This window comes from Azospirillum sp. TSO5 (assembly GCF_003116065.1).
Taxonomy (GTDB): Bacteria; Pseudomonadota; Alphaproteobacteria; order Azospirillales; family Azospirillaceae; genus Azospirillum.
On record NZ_LGQY01000015.1, the window covers coordinates 27,406 to 42,593 of the forward strand.

Annotated in this window: 16 protein-coding genes; 14 read left to right on the forward strand and 2 right to left on the reverse strand. The window is 71.3% G+C overall.

Annotated elements, in window-relative coordinates; translation table 11 throughout:
* Positions 1-906, reverse strand: coding sequence for a transcriptional regulator GcvA (gcvA, locus tag TSO5_RS03725; protein WP_109150312.1), 906 nt, complete (start codon positions 904-906; stop codon positions 1-3).
* A 113-nt stretch (positions 907-1,019) separates the two neighbouring features.
* On the opposite strand from gcvA, the gene TSO5_RS03730 reads away from it, so the two are divergent.
* From TSO5_RS03730 to TSO5_RS03795, 14 genes are all read left to right on the forward strand, one after another.
* A complete protein-coding gene (locus TSO5_RS03730; RefSeq protein ID WP_109150326.1) occupies positions 1,020-2,678 on the forward strand; it encodes a thiamine pyrophosphate-binding protein in 1,659 nt (552 codons plus the stop codon).
* Between the two features lie 98 nt (positions 2,679-2,776).
* The gene (locus TSO5_RS03735) at positions 2,777-4,273 is read left to right on the forward strand and encodes an aldehyde dehydrogenase family protein (RefSeq protein WP_109150313.1); all 1,497 of its coding nucleotides are present in this window, start codon (positions 2,777-2,779) and stop codon (positions 4,271-4,273) included.
* 98 nt (positions 4,274-4,371) lie between these two features.
* Positions 4,372-5,628 carry a hypothetical protein gene (locus TSO5_RS03740; protein WP_247870577.1) on the forward strand — a complete coding sequence of 419 codons (1,257 nt, stop codon included), beginning with the start codon at positions 4,372-4,374 and terminating at the stop codon, positions 5,626-5,628.
* Positions 5,629-5,723: 95 nt separating this feature from the next.
* Positions 5,724-6,563, forward strand: a complete 840-nt coding sequence (locus tag TSO5_RS03745; protein WP_109150315.1) for a MotA/TolQ/ExbB proton channel family protein — start codon at positions 5,724-5,726, stop codon at positions 6,561-6,563.
* Complete coding sequence (locus TSO5_RS03750) at positions 6,550-7,431, forward strand: flagellar motor protein MotB (RefSeq protein WP_109150316.1); 882 nt, start codon at positions 6,550-6,552, stop codon at positions 7,429-7,431. Before TSO5_RS03745 ends, TSO5_RS03750 begins: the two co-directional genes overlap by 14 nt.
* Positions 7,432-7,697: 266 nt before the next feature.
* Positions 7,698-9,176: a F0F1 ATP synthase subunit beta gene (gene atpD, locus TSO5_RS03755; protein ID WP_109150327.1), complete on the forward strand. Its 1,479-nt coding sequence runs from the start codon at positions 7,698-7,700 to the stop codon at positions 9,174-9,176.
* Entirely contained in the window at positions 9,173-9,643 is a 471-nt protein-coding gene (locus TSO5_RS03760; RefSeq protein WP_109075489.1) for a F0F1 ATP synthase subunit epsilon, read from the forward strand. Before atpD ends, TSO5_RS03760 begins: the two co-directional genes overlap by 4 nt.
* Positions 9,640-9,918 carry an AtpZ/AtpI family protein gene (locus tag TSO5_RS03765; RefSeq protein WP_109150317.1) on the forward strand — a complete coding sequence of 93 codons (279 nt, stop codon included), beginning with the start codon at positions 9,640-9,642 and terminating at the stop codon, positions 9,916-9,918. Before TSO5_RS03760 ends, TSO5_RS03765 begins: the two co-directional genes overlap by 4 nt.
* Position 9,919: 1 nt before the next feature.
* On the forward strand, positions 9,920-10,210 hold the full coding sequence (locus TSO5_RS03770; RefSeq protein ID WP_109150318.1) for an ATP synthase subunit I: 291 nt from the start codon (positions 9,920-9,922) through the stop codon (positions 10,208-10,210).
* On the forward strand, positions 10,207-10,881 hold the full coding sequence (locus TSO5_RS03775) for a F0F1 ATP synthase subunit A (RefSeq protein ID WP_109150319.1): 675 nt from the start codon (positions 10,207-10,209) through the stop codon (positions 10,879-10,881). Before TSO5_RS03770 ends, TSO5_RS03775 begins: the two co-directional genes overlap by 4 nt.
* Before the next feature lie 5 nt (positions 10,882-10,886).
* Entirely contained in the window at positions 10,887-11,126 is a 240-nt protein-coding gene (locus tag TSO5_RS03780; protein WP_012977203.1) for a F0F1 ATP synthase subunit C, read from the forward strand.
* A gap of 23 nt (positions 11,127-11,149) precedes the next feature.
* Positions 11,150-11,923, forward strand: a complete 774-nt coding sequence (locus tag TSO5_RS03785) for a hypothetical protein (RefSeq protein ID WP_109150320.1) — start codon at positions 11,150-11,152, stop codon at positions 11,921-11,923.
* A complete protein-coding gene (locus TSO5_RS03790; protein ID WP_109150321.1) occupies positions 11,886-13,415 on the forward strand; it encodes a F0F1 ATP synthase subunit alpha in 1,530 nt (509 codons plus the stop codon). The genes TSO5_RS03785 and TSO5_RS03790 overlap by 38 nt, the downstream gene beginning before the upstream one ends.
* Positions 13,412-14,251: a FoF1 ATP synthase subunit gamma gene (locus TSO5_RS03795; protein ID WP_109150322.1), complete on the forward strand. Its 840-nt coding sequence runs from the start codon at positions 13,412-13,414 to the stop codon at positions 14,249-14,251. Before TSO5_RS03790 ends, TSO5_RS03795 begins: the two co-directional genes overlap by 4 nt.
* Here the strand turns inward: TSO5_RS03795 and xdhC are convergent.
* The gene (gene xdhC, locus TSO5_RS03800; RefSeq protein WP_109150323.1) at positions 14,202-15,059 is read right to left on the reverse strand and encodes a xanthine dehydrogenase accessory protein XdhC; all 858 of its coding nucleotides are present in this window, start codon (positions 15,057-15,059) and stop codon (positions 14,202-14,204) included. The two genes, TSO5_RS03795 and xdhC, sit on opposite strands and share 50 nt — an antisense overlap.
* Positions 15,060-15,188: the final 129 nt, after the last annotated feature.

Genomic DNA, 15,188 nt, shown 5'->3' on the forward strand with positions numbered 1-15,188 from the left:
CTACGCGGGGGACTGCTCCCCCCGCGCCTCCGCCAGCAGCCACTGCCGGAAGGCGGCGAAGGGCGGGTGGTTGGCCTTGCCGCGGGGGTGGACGAGGTAATAGGCCCGCGCGCTTCGATGCGGCCGGTCGATGGCCGGGACCAGGGTGCCGTCGTCCAGCTCGGCGCGGACCAGCAGGGTCGGCAGCAGGGCGACGCCCAGCCCCGCCTCCGCCGCCTGGGCGGTGGTGGCGAATTGCTCGAACACCATGCCGGCACCGGGGCGCGGCGGCAGCCCCTGGGCCGACAGCCACTCGTTCCAGGCGTCGGCGCGCGTGCTGGTGTGCAGCAGCGGCAAGGACAGCAGGTCGGCAGGCTCCGCCACCGGATGCGCCTTGAGGAAGGCGGGCGAGCAGACCGGCAGCACCTCCTCGTCCAGCATATGGTCGCAGACGGCGTCGGGCCAGTCGCCGAAGCCGTAATGGATGGCGGCGTCCAGGTCATGCAGCCGGAAATCGAAGGGCGCCAGCTTGGTGGTGAAGTGGATCGTCACCTGCGGGTGCGCCGCCTGGAAGGCCGGCAGCCGCGGCACCAGCCAGCGCGTGCCGAAGGTCGGCAGGATGGCAAGGTTCAGCACGCCACCCTTGGGCGCGGCGATGGTCCGCACGGTGGCCGCCGCGATCTGGCGCAGGGCGTCGCGGATCGGATCGGCATAGAGCGCCCCGGTCGGGGTCAGCGTCACCCGCTGGCCCTTGCGGGTGAACAGCGGGGTGCCGATCTGGTCCTCCAACGCCTTGATCTGCCGGCTGACCGCGCCTTGCGTCAGCGACAGCTCGGCCGCTGCGGCGGTGAAGCTGCCGGTGCGGGCCGCCGCCTCGAAGGCGGTCAGCATGCTCATCGAGGGGAGGAGGCGGCGCTGCAGATCCATGCCCCTTCATTACCAAAGCTCATGACCTGTGGAAAGAAAGTCGTTTGCGCCCTGGCGCACGGCACGGCACGCTCGCTATCCTGGAGATCCTGAACAGGCGGGGCGGCATCGCGATGAAGACCGGTGGTCAGTTGGTCGTCGAAGCGCTGGAGGCGCAAGGCGTGCGGCGGGTGTTCGGCGTGCCGGGCGAGAGCTATCTCGCCGTGCTGGACGCCCTGCACGACAGCCCGATCGAGATGGTCGTCGCCCGCCACGAAGGCGGTGCCGCGATGATGGCGGAGGCGCAGGCCAAGCTGACCGGCCGCCCCGGCGTCTGCCTCGTCACCCGCGGTCCCGGCGCCACCAACGCCGCGTCGGGCATCCATGTCGCGCAGCAGGACGAAACCCCGCTTGTCGTGCTGGTCGGCCAGATCGAGCGCGGCATGCGCGGCCGCGACGCCTTCCAGGAAGTGGATTACGGCAAGCTGTTCGGCGGCATGTGCAAATGGGTCGCCGAGATCGACAGCGCCGACCGCGTGCCGGAGATGATCTCCCGCGCCTTCCACACCGCGATGGCCGGCCGCCCCGGCCCGGTGGTGCTGGCCCTGCCGGAAGACACGCTGACCGAGACCGCGGACGTCGCCATCGCCCCGCGGGCGGAACCGGTGGAGTGCGCCCCCACGCCGGCGCAACTGGCGTCCTTCGGCGCGCTGCTGGCCAAGGCGGAACGGCCGCTTCTGGTGGTCGGCGGCTCCCGCTGGACGGCGGAGTCGGTCGCGGCGCTGCAGGGCTTTGCCGAGAAGCTGTCGCTGCCGGTGGCGGTGACCTTCCGCCGCCAGATGCTGTTCGACCATTGCCACCCGCTCTATGCCGGCGACATCGGGCTGGGCATCAACCCGAAGCTGACGGCTCTGGTCAGGGACAGCGACTTGCTGATCCTGCTGGGCGACCGCTTCTCCGAAGTGCCGTCGCAGAGCTACGACCTGCTCGGCATTCCCGATCCGGGGAAGGCCATCGTGCACATCCACCCCGGTGCCGAAGAGATCGGCCGCGTCTATCGCCCCTCGCTGGGCATGGTCGCCACGCCGGCCGCCTTCCTCGACGCGGTGGCGGAACTGAGCCTGAGCGCGAAACCGGACTGGAAGGCCCGCGCAGAGGCCGCGCACGCCGCCTATGAGGCCTGGAGCACCCCACCCGACTCCATCCCCGGCGACGTGCAGATGGGCCGCATCATGGCCTGGCTGGAAGACCGGCTGGAGCATGACGCAATCTTCACCAACGGCGCCGGCAACTACGCCACCTGGATTCACCGTTTCCACCGCTTCCGCCGCTTCGGCACCCAGGCGGCACCGGTGTGCGGATCCATGGGCTACGGCCTGCCGGCCGCCATCGCCGCCAAGCTGCAGCACCGCACCCGCGACGTGCTGTGCTTCGCCGGCGACGGCTGCTTCCAGATGACCGGGCTGGAGTTCGGCACCGCCGTTCAGGAAGGGGCCGCCGTGATCGTGCTGGTCGTCGACAACGGCATGTACGGCACCATCCGCATGCATCAGGAGCGCGAGTATCCCGGCCGTGTGTCCGGCACCCGGCTGCAGAATCCCGACTTCGCCGCCTTCGCCCGCGCCTATGGCGGCCATGGCGAGACGGTGGAGACCACCGACAAGTTCGCCCCGGCCTTCGAGCGTGCCCGCGCGTCGGGCCTGCCGGCGATCATCCACATCAAGCTCGACCCCGAAGCCCTGACCCCGACCCGGACGCTCTCCGAGATCCGCGCGGCGGGGAAGGGGAAGTGATTTAGCCCTTCGACCCGTTAGTCCCCTCTCCCCCCGGGGAGAGGGAGGATCCCGGATCCTCAGTAACGCCTCGCTTTTTGACCCAAGGAGCCACCCCGGTGCAGCACAGCGACATCCTCTCCCGTTTCGGCCTGACCTCCAGCGAAGCCGGTCTCACCGCCCGGTCGCCGGTGGACGGCGCCACGCTCGCCACGGTGGCGGAGACCGCGCCGTCGCAGGTGTCGGACATCGTCGCCAACGCCGCCCGCGCCTTCGAGGCGTGGCGTTCCGTGCCGGCCCCGCGCCGCGGCGAGCTGGTCCGCCTGCTGGGCGAGGAGCTGCGCGCCGCCAAGGAGGATCTCGGCCGTCTGGTTTCGCTGGAAGCCGGCAAGATCTACCAGGAAGGCCTGGGCGAAGTGCAGGAGATGATCGACATCTGCGACTTCGCCGTCGGCCTGTCGCGCCAGCTCTACGGCCTGACCATCGCCTCTGAGCGCCCGGGCCACACCATGCGCGAGACCTGGCACCCGGCCGGCCCTTGCCTCGTCATCTCCGCCTTCAACTTCCCGGTGGCGGTGTGGTCGTGGAACGCGGCGCTGGCGCTGGTCTGCGGCGACCCGGTCGTCTGGAAGCCGTCGGAGAAGACCCCGCTGACCGCCGCCGCCTGTCAGGTGATCTTCGACCGCGCCGTCGCCCGCTTCGGCGACGCGCCGGCCAACCTGTCCCAGGTCGTCCAGGGCGGCCGTGAGATCGGCGAGGCGCTGGTCGCCCACCCCGGCTTCCCCATCGTCTCGGCAACCGGCTCCACCCGCATGGGCCGCGAGGTCGCAAAGGTGGTGGCGGAACGCTTCGGCCGCTCGATCCTGGAGCTGGGCGGCAACAACGCCATGATCGTGGCGCCGTCGGCCGACCTCGACATGGCTCTGCGCGCCATCCTGTTCTCCGCCGTCGGCACCTGCGGCCAGCGCTGCACCACGCTGCGCCGGCTGATCGTCCACCGCTCGGTCAAGGACCAGCTGCTGCCACGCCTGAAGGCGGCCTATGGCTCGGTTTCGATCGGCAGCCCGCTGGAGACCGGCGTGCTGATGGGTCCGCTGGTGGACGCCGACGCCTTCAAGGCGATGCAGCGTGCCCTGGACTCCGCGAAGGCCGAGGGCGGCACGGTGACCGGTGGCGAGCGCACGCTGACCGACCGCTTCCCCAACGCCTATTACGTCACCCCGGCCATCGTCGAGATGCCGGCCCAGACCGAGGTGGTGCGTCACGAGACCTTCGCGCCGATCCTCTACGTCATGACCTACGACACGCTGGAGGAGGCCATCGCGCTGCAGAACGCGGTGCCGCAGGGCCTGTCGTCCTGCATCTTCTCCACCGACATCCGTGAGACGGAGCGCTTCCTGTCGGCCGCCGGGTCCGACTGCGGCATCGCCAACGTCAACATCGGCCCCAGCGGTGCGGAGATCGGCGGCGCCTTCGGCGGCGAGAAGGAGACCGGCGGCGGCCGCGAGTCCGGGTCGGATTCGTGGAAGGCCTACATGCGCCGCCAGACCGCGACGGTGAACTACTCCTCCGCGCTGCCGCTCGCCCAGGGCATCAAGTTCGAGATCATGGGCTGATCGACGGCCGGGTCTCGGCCTCCGCGGCGTCATCGCCCCTTGCGGCCCTGTTCGACCGGCGAGACACTCCGGCAGCGAAGGTGAAATCGAGGGAAGCGATGGCGGACGCGGCAGGTCATTCGGTTCTGGCACGCCTGCAAGCCCTGCGGGCGGCGCCGGAACCGCTGGCGGCCCTGCTGGCCGACCTGCGCGGGATCGAACATGGCGGCGATCCCCGCTTCGCCATGACGCTCGACCATTATCTGCAAAGCTGGCTGGGCAGCCAGCCGCGCGAGGTGTTCCGGCTGGCCGGTCCCCGCCTGCTGATCCTGGCGCCGGCCGATGCCGGGCCGCTGCTCGACGCCGGGGCGAAGGCGCTGGGCCACATGCTGCTGTCCCACGGCTTCGGCACGCTCCACGCCACCCGCTACGACGTGGCGACGGAGATGGAGCGGCTTTTCGCCGACCTGTTCCCCAATGACGCCACCGCCGCCCTGCGCGAGGCGGCGGAGCGCGCGCCCACCGCGGCGCTCGCCCATCTGCTGGAGGTGGAGCGGGTGCTGCACGGTGCCGATGTCGACAGCATCGTCCGCGAACAGCCGATCTGGTCTTTCGCTGCCGAGCGCCCCGCCGTGGTCGCTACCGAACTGGCGGTGTCTCTGGAGGAGCTGGAATCCCGCCTCTCGCTGTCGCTTCGGCGCGATTCCTGGCTGCGGCACGAGGTGGCGGTGCGTCTCGACCGCGGGCTGTTACGCCATATCGCCCGCGACCGCGCCCGCGATCCCCGCCCCTTCACCGTCGATCTGCACACCGCGACGGTGCTGGACGACGACTTCGAAGAGCTGGCCCGCGCCATCCCGACGGAGATGCGGGGGCGAATCACCGCCGAGCTTCCCTGCTGGGAACTCACCCTCGCCCCGTCCCAGGTGGTCGCGGCGGCGGGACGCCTTACCGATGCCGGATTCGCGGTGGCGCTGGACCATATGCCGCTGGCGGCCCTCGACAGTCTCGATCTGGCAGGGCTGGAACCCGTCTTCATCAAGACGCAATGGATCCATGGAGCCGCCGGCGCCGCCGACAAACTCTCCGCCGCGGTCGCCCGCTTCGGTACCGGGCGGCTGGTGCTGTGGCGCTGCGACGAGCCCATGGCCCTCGACACCGGGCGCGCCGCCGGGGTCACACTTTTCCAAGGCCGCGCAGCCGATGCCGCCGCCGCCTCTCCCCACGGCCTGCCCGAGATCCAGCCCCGCCCTGTCGCCGAGGAACCGGAAGAGCCGGAAGAACCGGAAGAGGCCGCCCCTGCCATGGTGGAAATGGTGGAGCCGGCACCCCCGTCCCGCCCTGGCCTGCTCGGCCGGCTACTGGGGCGCGGTTGACGGCCGCACAGCGCAGGCATCCGCTCCCCGCGATTGACAGCCGGTCATTACGGGTTCCTAATAGTTAAAATGCTAACGAACGACGAAGGCGTCGGATGTCCGTCCAAGCGCCCAGCCAAACACCCGCGAAGCCCATCCCCGCCGCGGCGACCTCCCGCTCTCCCCGCCTGCTGAACGCCACCGTTTTCGGGCTTGTCGGGGCCTTCGGGCTGCTGTCCTACATCGGCATCGGCCATGGGATGGAGGCGCTGTGGAACCCGACCGGCGCCGTCATCATCGCCGGCGGCATTACCGTTGCCGCCTTGATGGCCTTCCGGGCCAGCGAGTTGCACGCCGCCCTGGCCTCGCTCCGCGCGATCTTCCGCGACGACGAGTCCATCGCCCCCGACATCGCGGAGCTGGTGGCCTTCGCCCGCCTCTATCAGCGCGGACAGATCCAGCGGGCGGAGGAACAGGGGACCAAGGCCGGCAGTCCCTTTCTGCGGCTGGGGTTGCAGCTGATCGCCGACGGCACGCCGGTCAACGACATCCTCCATGTGATGAACTGGCGCATCCAGAAGCTGATCGAGCGCGAGTCGGTGCAGTCGCGCCTGTACCGCACCCTGGCCGGACTGGCGCCCGCCTTCGGGCTGCTGGCGACTCTGGTCGGGCTGATCGGCATGATGGCGCAACTCGGCACCGCCACCATCTCGCAGGTGGGCGAGCACATGTCGGTGGCGCTGGTGGCGACGCTGTACGGCGTGGTGCTGGCCAACCTCGTCTTCAAGCCGATCGCCATCAAGCTGGAACAGCGCACGGCGCGGCGCGTGGCGATGCTGAACGTGCTGCTGGAGGGCATCATCCTGGTGCGTCTCGGCCGCTCGCCGACGGTCATCGCCGAAGCGCTCGCCGAGTTCGTGCGCGAGCGCGGGGACGAACTCCATGGCACCTCCTGACGATGGGGTGCGGGACCGGGAACTGGCGCCGGACGACGCGCAGGACCTCGCCACCCCCACCTGGGCGACCAATTTCGGATCGAACGGCGGCCTGCTGCCCGCAGCGGCGGATGAGGACCAGGAGATCTGGCTGCTCAGCTACTCCGACCTCGTCACGCTCCTGCTGTCGGTGTTCGTCATGCTGCTGGCGATCACCACGCTGAAGGACCAGCTTCCGACCACGCCACAGCCGGAAACGCCCGCCGTCGCGCTCCACACGACCTCGACGCTCCCGCCCCTGTTCGACGAGCCGGAACCGGCCATGGTTCCCCAGCCGGCTCCGCCAGAGCCCATCCAACCGCCAGACCCACGCCCGCGCCTGGACGACGACGAGGTGGCGGTGACAGCCCCCGATCTGGTCGCGGCACGGTGGCGCGAAGCCCTGGCGAAGCTGGGCGTGCCGCCCAGCGTGGCGGTCGACGTGCAGCAGAACCGCGTCGGCATCGTCATCGGCGACGGCATCCTCTTCGCCCCCGGACAGGCCGACCTGACGCCGGGCGGCGACGGGCTGCTGCGTCGGCTGGCCCCGACGCTGGCGGCGACCCGTGGCGAGGTGGTGGTGGAGGGGCACAGCGACTCCACGCCGATCGCCAACCGCCGCTTCCCCTCCAACTGGGAATTGTCGGGCGGCCGGGCGGCCAGCGTGGTCCGTCGCCTGATCGAACTGGGGCTGCCGCCGGACCGGCTGTCGGCGGTGGGCTTCGCCGATACCCGGCCGCTGTCCGCCGGCAGCGATCCGGCATCGCTGGCACGCAACCGCCGCGTCGCCATCACCATCCAGGCCGACGGCATTCCCGCCGGCCACGAGCCCGTCAGAGCGATTCAATAGGGGCAGGGTTTGATTTGACGCAATGCAGCGACACGGCGGAGGGGGCTATGCTGAGGTCTGGTGGTCGATCTGGTTGACGTATTGTCCTCCACCCCGATGGCGCCGCCCCCGGCGGTTGTTTCCCCGGCGGAAACATCCAAAGGAGGCATCCTGGCGCCCCTTCCCCCGCCCGCCGGGGGAAGGTCGGGGAGGCCTCATCCTGCGGCGCTGCCGTGGCCGCCACCATCCCGCACGGTTCCCGTCCCGCCCAACCGGCCGGAGTGACCATGTCCGTTCAGCCTTCCACGCAACCGTCCGCCGACCAACCTGCCGCCCCTGCCACCGAGATTCCGGCCACCGCGAATCCGGCCACCGGGCAGGTGGTCGCCGTCCGTGGCTCGGTCATCGACCTCCGCTTTCCGGAAGCGGCGCTGCCGCCGCTGTTCGATGCGGTGGAGATCCTGTGGGACGGCCCCGAACGGCTGGTGGCGGAGGTGCAGAGCCATCTCGACGCCGGAACCGCGCGCGCCATCGCTCTGCAGGGCACGTCCGGGCTGCGCCGCGGCACGCCGGCGCGCTCCACGGGCGGCCCGCTGACCGCCCCGGTGGGCGACGCGGTGCTGGGCCGGCTGATCGACGTCATGGGGCTGGCGCGCGACGACGGGCCGGAACTGCCGCCCGACACCCCGCGCGCGCCGATCCACCGCGCCCCGCCGCCGCTCGCCCGCCGCAGTCCGCGCCGCGACCTGTTGGAAACCGGCATCAAGGTGATCGACCTGCTGGCCCCGATGGCCCGTGGCGGCAAGGCCGCCATGTTCGGCGGCGCCGGGGTCGGCAAGACCGTGCTGGTGATGGAGCTGATCCGCAAGATGGTGGAGCGCCACACCGGCATCTCCGTCTTCGCCGGCATCGGCGAACGCTCCCGCGAGGGGCAGGAACTGTGGGAGGAGATGCAGCGCTCCGGCGTGCTCGACCGCACCGCGCTGGTCTTCGGCCAGATGAACGAGCCGCCGGGTGCGCGCTGGCGCGTCGGCCTGACCGCGCTGACCATCGCCGAGCACTTCCGCGACGAGGAACGGCGTGACGTGCTGCTGCTGATGGACAATGTCTTCCGCTTCGTCCAGGCCGGTGCCGAGGTGTCGGGCCTGCTGGGCCGCCTGCCGTCGCGCGTCGGCTATCAGCCGACGCTCGCCAGCGAGATCGCGGAGCTTGAGGAGCGGGTGGCCTCCACCCCCGGCGCGGTGGTGACGGCGATCCAGGCGGTCTATGTCCCGGCCGACGACTTCACCGACCCGGCGGTGGCGGAACTGTTCAGCCATCTCGACAGCTCCATCGTGCTGTCGCGTGCCATGGCGGCGGAGGGGCTGTACCCGGCGGTCGATCCGCTGACCTCCACCTCCAGCCTGCTCGACCCGCTGGTGGTGGGGGAGGCGCATTACCGGCTGGCGGAGGAGGTGCGCAAGACCATTGCCCATTATCGCGAATTGCAGGACGTCATCGCGCTGCTGGGCATGGAGGAGCTGAGCGCCGCCGACCGTCTGGCCGTGCGCCGCGCCCGCCGCCTGCAGCGTTTCCTGACCCAGCCCTTCATGGTGACGGAGGCCTTCACCGGCCATGCCGGCGTCAGCGTGCCGCTGGAGGAAACGCTGAAGGGCTGCCGCGCCATACTGGACGGCGACTGCGACGACTGGGCCGAAAGCGCCTTCTTCATGACCGGCACCCTGGATCAGGTCCGCGAGCGCGACAGCGCCGGGAGGGGAGCATGAGCGACCTCTCCCTCATCATCACCACGCCGACCTCCGTCGCCGCCCAGCTCACCGGCCTCCGCCATCTGCGGGCGGAGGATGCCAGCGGCGCCTTCGGCATCTGGCCCGGCCATGCCGACCTGCTGACCGCCCTGGCGATCTCCGTCATCAGCTGGCGCGGCGCCGACGGGCGGGAGGGGCATTGCGCGGTGCGCGGCGGGGTGCTGACCATCCGCGACGGCGCGAAGATCGCAGTGGCGACGCGCGAGGCGGTGCCGGGCGACGACCTCCGCGCGCTGGAGCGCGACGTGCTGGCCCGCTTCCGCCGCAATGTGGAGGAGGAGGGGGAGGCGCGATCCGGCGCCCGCCGCATGCATCTGGCCGCGATCCGCCACATCCTGGCCTATCTGCGCCCGGACCGCCGCCGTTCGGAGAATCCCGGCGGGCCCTTCGCACCGACCCCCGACGGCGGGGAGGAAGCACCATGACCGACGAGCAGGATCCGCTTTCCGGCAGCGTCCGCCGCCAGCGCGAACGGCGGGAGCATTGGCTGCGCGAGGGCGAACGGCCGATGGGCCGCAATCTCGCCCTGATCGGGGCGCTGGGCTGGCTGGTGATCGTGCCGACGCTGGCCGGCCTGTTCGCCGGGCGCTGGCTCGACGAGCGGGCCGGCGGCGGAATCTTCTGGACGGCAGCGCTGCTGTTCGCGGGCGTGGTGCTCGGCGGATGGCTCGCCTGGAACCGTATCGAACAGGAACGCTGACATGACGACCGTCCCCTTCCTTGTCCCTGTCGTTGCCGGGGCATTGGCCGGTCTGGCGCTCGGCGTCCTGTTCTTCCGCGGGCTGGCCGCGACGGCACGGCTCTATGCGCTGGGCGGGGTCCGCCGGGCGGTGCCGCTCTATTTGCTTCGGCTGGCCGGCGCCACCGCCGGATTCACCATCGCCGCCCTCTGGGGCGGGGCGGAGGCGCTGCTGGCGATGCTTGCCGGCTTCCAATTGGCCCGCGCCGTTGTGGTTCGCCGGGAAAAGCGGGCGCAGGAGGGGACGCCATGACCGAATCGCCTCTGACGACGCCGGTGGTCTTCCTGCTGGGTCCGGTCCCGGTCACGCTGCCGGTCGTCGCCACCTGGGGACTGATGGCGGTGATGGTGCTGGGATCGGCGCTGGCGACCCGGCGGCTGCGGGTGGAGCGGCCCGGCCCGGTCCAGACGGTGCTGGAACTGGTGGTGGAGACGTTGCGCCGCCAGATCGCCGAGACGATGCAGACCGACGCCACCCCCTTCCTGCCGCTGCTGGGCACGCTGTTCCTTTATCTGGCGGTCGCCAACCTGTCGGGGCTGGTGCCGGGCATGAAGGCGCCGACCGCTTTCCTGGAGACCGCGGTGGCGCTGGCGCTGGTCGTGCTGCTGGCATCGCAGGCGCTGGGCATCCGCCGCCGTGGCCTGTGGTCTTACCTGAAGGGCTTCGCCCACCCTACCCCGCTGCTGCTGCCGCTGAACCTGCTGTCGGAGCTGACGCGCGCCTTCTCGCTGTCGATCCGCCTGTTCGGCAACGTGATGAGCGGGGAGTTCGTCATCGCCATCGTGCTGTCGCTGGCCGGCCTGTTCGTGCCGGTGCCGCTGATGGCGCTGGAACTGCTGCTGGGCCTCGTCCAGGCGTACATCTTCACCATTCTTGCCGCGGTCTTCATCGGCGGCGCCGTCGGAACAATCGAGAAGGGCTAAAAACCATGGACGTCCATGCCATCAGCATCCTGGGCGCCGCACTGGCGGTGTCGGTCGGCGCCATCGGTCCGGCATTGGCGGAGGGTCGCGCCGTCGCCGCCGCGATGGAGGCCATCGCCCGCCAGCCGGAAGCCGCCAACACCCTGTCACGCACCCTGTTCGTCGGTCTGGCGATGATCGAGACCATGGCGATCTACTGCCTCGTCGTGGCGCTGCTTCTGCTGTTCGCCAACCCGTTCGCCTGAGTGCCGCAATTCCGAGGTCCGCCATGCACATCGACGGTTGGACGCTTCTGCTCCAGGCGGTCAATTTCCTAATCCTGGTCTGGCTGCTGCGCCGCTTCCTCTACCGCCCGATCCTGGCGGTGATCGCCGAGCGGCAGGCCGCCACCGAGCGGGTTCGCACCGAGGCCGAGGCGGCGCGCCAAGCCGCCGAGACCGCGCGCCAGACCCTGGAGGCGCAGCGCACCGCCCTGCCCGCCGAACGCGACCGCCTGATCGCCGCCGCCCGTGTCGAAGCGGAGGCCGAACGCGCCGCCCTGCTGGAGAAGGCGCGGACCGAGGCCGACCACGCGCTGGAGGAGGCCCGCAGCCGGTTGGCCGACGAGCGGGCGCAGGCGCTGGACGCGCTGCAGCGCCATGCCGCCGATCTCGGCACCCAACTGGCGACCCGGCTGCTGCGCGACGCCCCGTCCGGGACCCTGACCCGCCCGCTGCTGGAAGAGGCCTGCGCCGCAGTGGAGGCTCTAAGCGCCCCCCAACGCCATGCACTGGTTGACGGCATCGATCCGGTGCCGGTGCGCCTTGCCGTCGCCGGATTGCTGCCGACGGAGGACGCCGCCCGGACGCGCGACCGGCTGGCGGCGGCGTTCGGCCGACCGGTGGCCTTGGAGCAGGTCGAGGACCCGTCGCTGATCGCCGGGGTGGAACTGCATTTTGCCCACAGCGTCGTCCGCCGCAGTTGGAAACAGACGCTGTCCGAGGCGAGGGAGGAGATGACCCGTCATGACTCCGCAAGAAGCGATGCCGACGCCCTCGCTTGAGGACGCGCTCGACGCCTGGATGCCGGGCGCGCTGCGCCGGCTGGACGGGCTGGACACGGCTGCGCGGCTGGAATCGGTCGGGCGGGTGGAGTCGGTCGGCGACGGCATCGCCCATGTCTCCGGGCTGCCCGACGTCCGGGTGGACGAGCTTCTGCTGTTCCCCGGCGGCGTCGCCGGGCTGGCCATGGATCTGGACGAGCAGATCGGCTGCGTCCTGCTGGGCGACGCCGCGAAGGTGACGGCCGGCGGTACCGTCCACGGCACCGGGACGGTGCTGCGCGTGCCCGTCGGCGATGGGTTGATGGGGCGGGTGGTCGACCCGCTGGGCAATCCACTGGACGATGGCCCGCCGGTGGAGGCCGAAGGGTGGGAGCCGGTGGAGCGTCCCGCCCCGACCATTGCGGAGCGCGCGGCGGTGTCGGAGCCGCTGCTGACCGGCACCGTGGTCATCGACGCCATGTTTCCGCTCGGCCGCGGCCAGCGCGAGTTGCTGATCGGCGACCGCGCCACCGGCAAGACGGCCATCGCGGTGGACGCCATCCTCAACCAGACCGACGGCGATGTTTTCTGCATCTATGTCGCCGTCGGGCAGAAGGCGTCGGGCGTGCGTGCGGCGATCGAGGCGGTGCGCCAGGGCGGTGCGGCGGCGCGCACGCTGTTCGTCATCGCCGCCGCCGATTCCGCCCCCGGCCTGCAATGGCTGGCGCCCTACGCCGGCTTCACCATGGCCGAGCATTTCCGCGACAGCGGCCGGCACGCCCTGGTCATCGTCGACGATCTGTCGAAGCATGCGGCGGTCCACCGCCAGATCTCCCTCCTGCTGCGCCGCCCGCCGGGGCGGGAGGCCTATCCCGGCGACGTCTTCTACCTGCACAGCCGCCTGCTGGAACGCGCGGCCAAGCTGACGGCCGCCAAGGGCGGCGGCTCGCTGACCGCCTTGCCCATCGCCGAAACCCAGAGCGGCAACCTGTCGGCCTACATTCCGACCAACCTGATCTCCATCACCGACGGGCAGGTCTGCCTGGACGCCAAGCTGTTCTACGAGGGGCAGAAGCCGGCGGTGGACATCGGCCGCAGCGTGTCGCGCGTCGGCGGCAAGGCCCAGCCGCCGGTGCTGCGCAATCTCGCCGAACCGCTGCGGCTCGACTACGCCCAGTTCCTGGAGCTGGAGGTGTTCACCCGCTTCGGCGGACTGGTGGACGAGCGGACGCGCAAGGCGGTGGCGCACGGCCAGCGCATGCGGGCCCTGTTGGCCCAGCGCCACCTGTCGCCCCGGCCGCTGGCGGTCCAGGCGGCGCAGTTGCTGGCGCTGGCCGACGGCACGCTGGATGGCTTGGCCCTGGAGGCGATCCCGCGCTTCCAGGCGGCACTCGCCACCCTTGCCGACGCCCGCCCGCCGAAGATCGGCGAGACGCTGGACGACGCCACCAAGACGGCATTGCGCGACCTGATCGCGCAAGCGGTCGTCGGCCTTGGCGGAGCCACGCCATGACGGAACGGCTGACGGAAGTCGAAGCGCGGCGGGCCAGTGTGCAGGATTTGGGGGCGGTGACCGATGTCATGCGCTCGCTCGCCGCCATGCGGCTGCAGCAGGCGCTCGGCACGCTGGCCGGCACCCGCGCCTATGCCGAGGTGATCGCCGGGGCGCTGGCCCAGGCGGCCACGCTGCTGGACGACGCCCCGATGCAGTGGCCGGCGAACGGACGCGGCCACTCCGCGCTCGTGCTGTTCGCGCCGGAACATGGCTTCGTCGGCGCCTTCGCCGAACGGCTGGTCGAGGCGGCGCTCGCCGCCCCGCCCGGCTGTGCGTTGTGGGTGGTGGGCCAGCGCGGCGCCGCCCTGCTGGACGAGCGCGGCCGTCCGCCCGCCTGGTGCGCGGCGATGGCGACCAACACCGATGCCGTCACCGCCACCGCCCGGCGCATCGCCGACGCGCTCTATCGCGCGGCGGCGGACGGGCGGCTGGGCCGGGTGGAGCTGCTCTACGGCCGCACCAACGCCGGGGCGCCGCCGGAGCTGGTGCGCCGGCCGCTGCTGCCGCTCGGCCTGCCGCGGGACGGTGCCCGGCCGGCGCCGCCGCTCATCAACATGCCGCCGCGCGAGCTGATCGCCCGTCTGGTGGACGAGTATGTCTTCGCCCTGCTGGCCGACGCCGCGATGGAGAGCTTCGCCGCGGAGAATGCCGCCCGCCTCACCACCATGATGACCGCCCGCCACAACATCGAAACCACGCTGGACGAGCTGACCGCCACGGCGCGCCACCTGCGCCAGGAGCAGGTTACGAATGAGCTGATCGAGCTGGTGTCGGGGGCCGAGGCGATGGGGTGAGAGGACGCGCCAACGCCACCAGCAGTTCCGCCGCCGCCAGCGCCGCGATCACCTCCGGCCGCTTGTCGCCGGTCAGCGCGGCACCGATGGGACAGGTCAGCCCCTCCAATACATTGACCTCCCGCCCCCGCGCCCGGAACCAGCGTTCGAACTTCGCGCGTTTCGTCGCCGAACCGATCATGCCAACATAGGCCGCATCGCCCCGGCGCAAGGCCGCCTCGGTGATCTCGAAATCCAGCGCATGGCTGTGGGTCAGCACCAGATAGCCCGCGCCGGCCGGCGCGCTCGTCAGCGGGTCGAGCGGGCTGTCGGTCAGGATGCGCTCCACCCCGGCAGGGATCGTTTCGGGAAACTCCTGCGCCCGGCCGTCGATCCACAGCAGGCGCAGCGGCAGCGGAGCGAAGGCGCTCGCCATCGCACGCCCGACATGGCCGGCACCGAACAGCAGCAGGGTCGGACGCGCCAACAGCGCCAGGCGCTCCCGCTCCCGCAACGCGGCGAGAGTGCCGGCATCGGCCCACTCCAGACGCAGCACGACATGCCCACCGCAGCATTGCCCGGTCGCCGGCCCCAGCGGAAGGTCGAGCGCTTCGGCGGCGGTGCCATCCTCGAGCATCCGCCGCGCGGTGGCGATGGCGGTCCATTCCAGGCGGCCGCCGCCGACGGTGCCAGCGCAGGACTCCCGCCCCACAAGCATGCCGGCCCCCTCCTCGCGCGGGGTGGAGCCGCGCGCCTCGGCGACGGTGACGAGGATGGCAGGGGCGCCCTGGGACAGCCAGTTCGAGAGGGTGGTGGAGAGGGCTGTCATACCAGTTCAGGTGGGAGTGGCGAAGCGCCTTGCCCCCTCCCCGACCCTCCCCCGCTTTCAGCGGGAGAGGGGGCCTTTTGCGAAGCGGCGGCAGTCCCCTCCACCGCCAATGGCGGGGGGGGGGTAGGG

Bases quoted from the DNA above. Each gene is read 5' to 3' on its own strand.
- gcvA (WP_109150312.1), bottom strand. From the start codon at position 906: ATGGATCTGCAGCGCCGCCTCCTCCCCTCGATGAGCATGCTGACCGCC.
- TSO5_RS03730 (WP_109150326.1), top strand. From the start codon at position 1,020: ATGAAGACCGGTGGTCAGTTGGTCGTCGAAGCGCTGGAGGCGCAAGGC.
- TSO5_RS03740 (WP_247870577.1), top strand. From the start codon at position 4,372: ATGGCGGACGCGGCAGGTCATTCGGTTCTGGCACGCCTGCAAGCCCTG.
- TSO5_RS03745 (WP_109150315.1), top strand. From the start codon at position 5,724: ATGTCCGTCCAAGCGCCCAGCCAAACACCCGCGAAGCCCATCCCCGCC.
- TSO5_RS03750 (WP_109150316.1), top strand. From the start codon at position 6,550: ATGGCACCTCCTGACGATGGGGTGCGGGACCGGGAACTGGCGCCGGAC.
- atpD (WP_109150327.1), top strand. From the start codon at position 7,698: ATGTCCGTTCAGCCTTCCACGCAACCGTCCGCCGACCAACCTGCCGCC.
- TSO5_RS03760 (WP_109075489.1), top strand. From the start codon at position 9,173: ATGAGCGACCTCTCCCTCATCATCACCACGCCGACCTCCGTCGCCGCC.
- TSO5_RS03765 (WP_109150317.1), top strand. From the start codon at position 9,640: ATGACCGACGAGCAGGATCCGCTTTCCGGCAGCGTCCGCCGCCAGCGC.
- TSO5_RS03770 (WP_109150318.1), top strand. From the start codon at position 9,920: ATGACGACCGTCCCCTTCCTTGTCCCTGTCGTTGCCGGGGCATTGGCC.
- TSO5_RS03775 (WP_109150319.1), top strand. From the start codon at position 10,207: ATGACCGAATCGCCTCTGACGACGCCGGTGGTCTTCCTGCTGGGTCCG.
- TSO5_RS03780 (WP_012977203.1), top strand. From the start codon at position 10,887: ATGGACGTCCATGCCATCAGCATCCTGGGCGCCGCACTGGCGGTGTCG.
- TSO5_RS03785 (WP_109150320.1), top strand. From the start codon at position 11,150: ATGCACATCGACGGTTGGACGCTTCTGCTCCAGGCGGTCAATTTCCTA.
- TSO5_RS03790 (WP_109150321.1), top strand. From the start codon at position 11,886: ATGACTCCGCAAGAAGCGATGCCGACGCCCTCGCTTGAGGACGCGCTC.
- TSO5_RS03795 (WP_109150322.1), top strand. From the start codon at position 13,412: ATGACGGAACGGCTGACGGAAGTCGAAGCGCGGCGGGCCAGTGTGCAG.
- xdhC (WP_109150323.1), bottom strand. From the start codon at position 15,059: ATGACAGCCCTCTCCACCACCCTCTCGAACTGGCTGTCCCAGGGCGCC.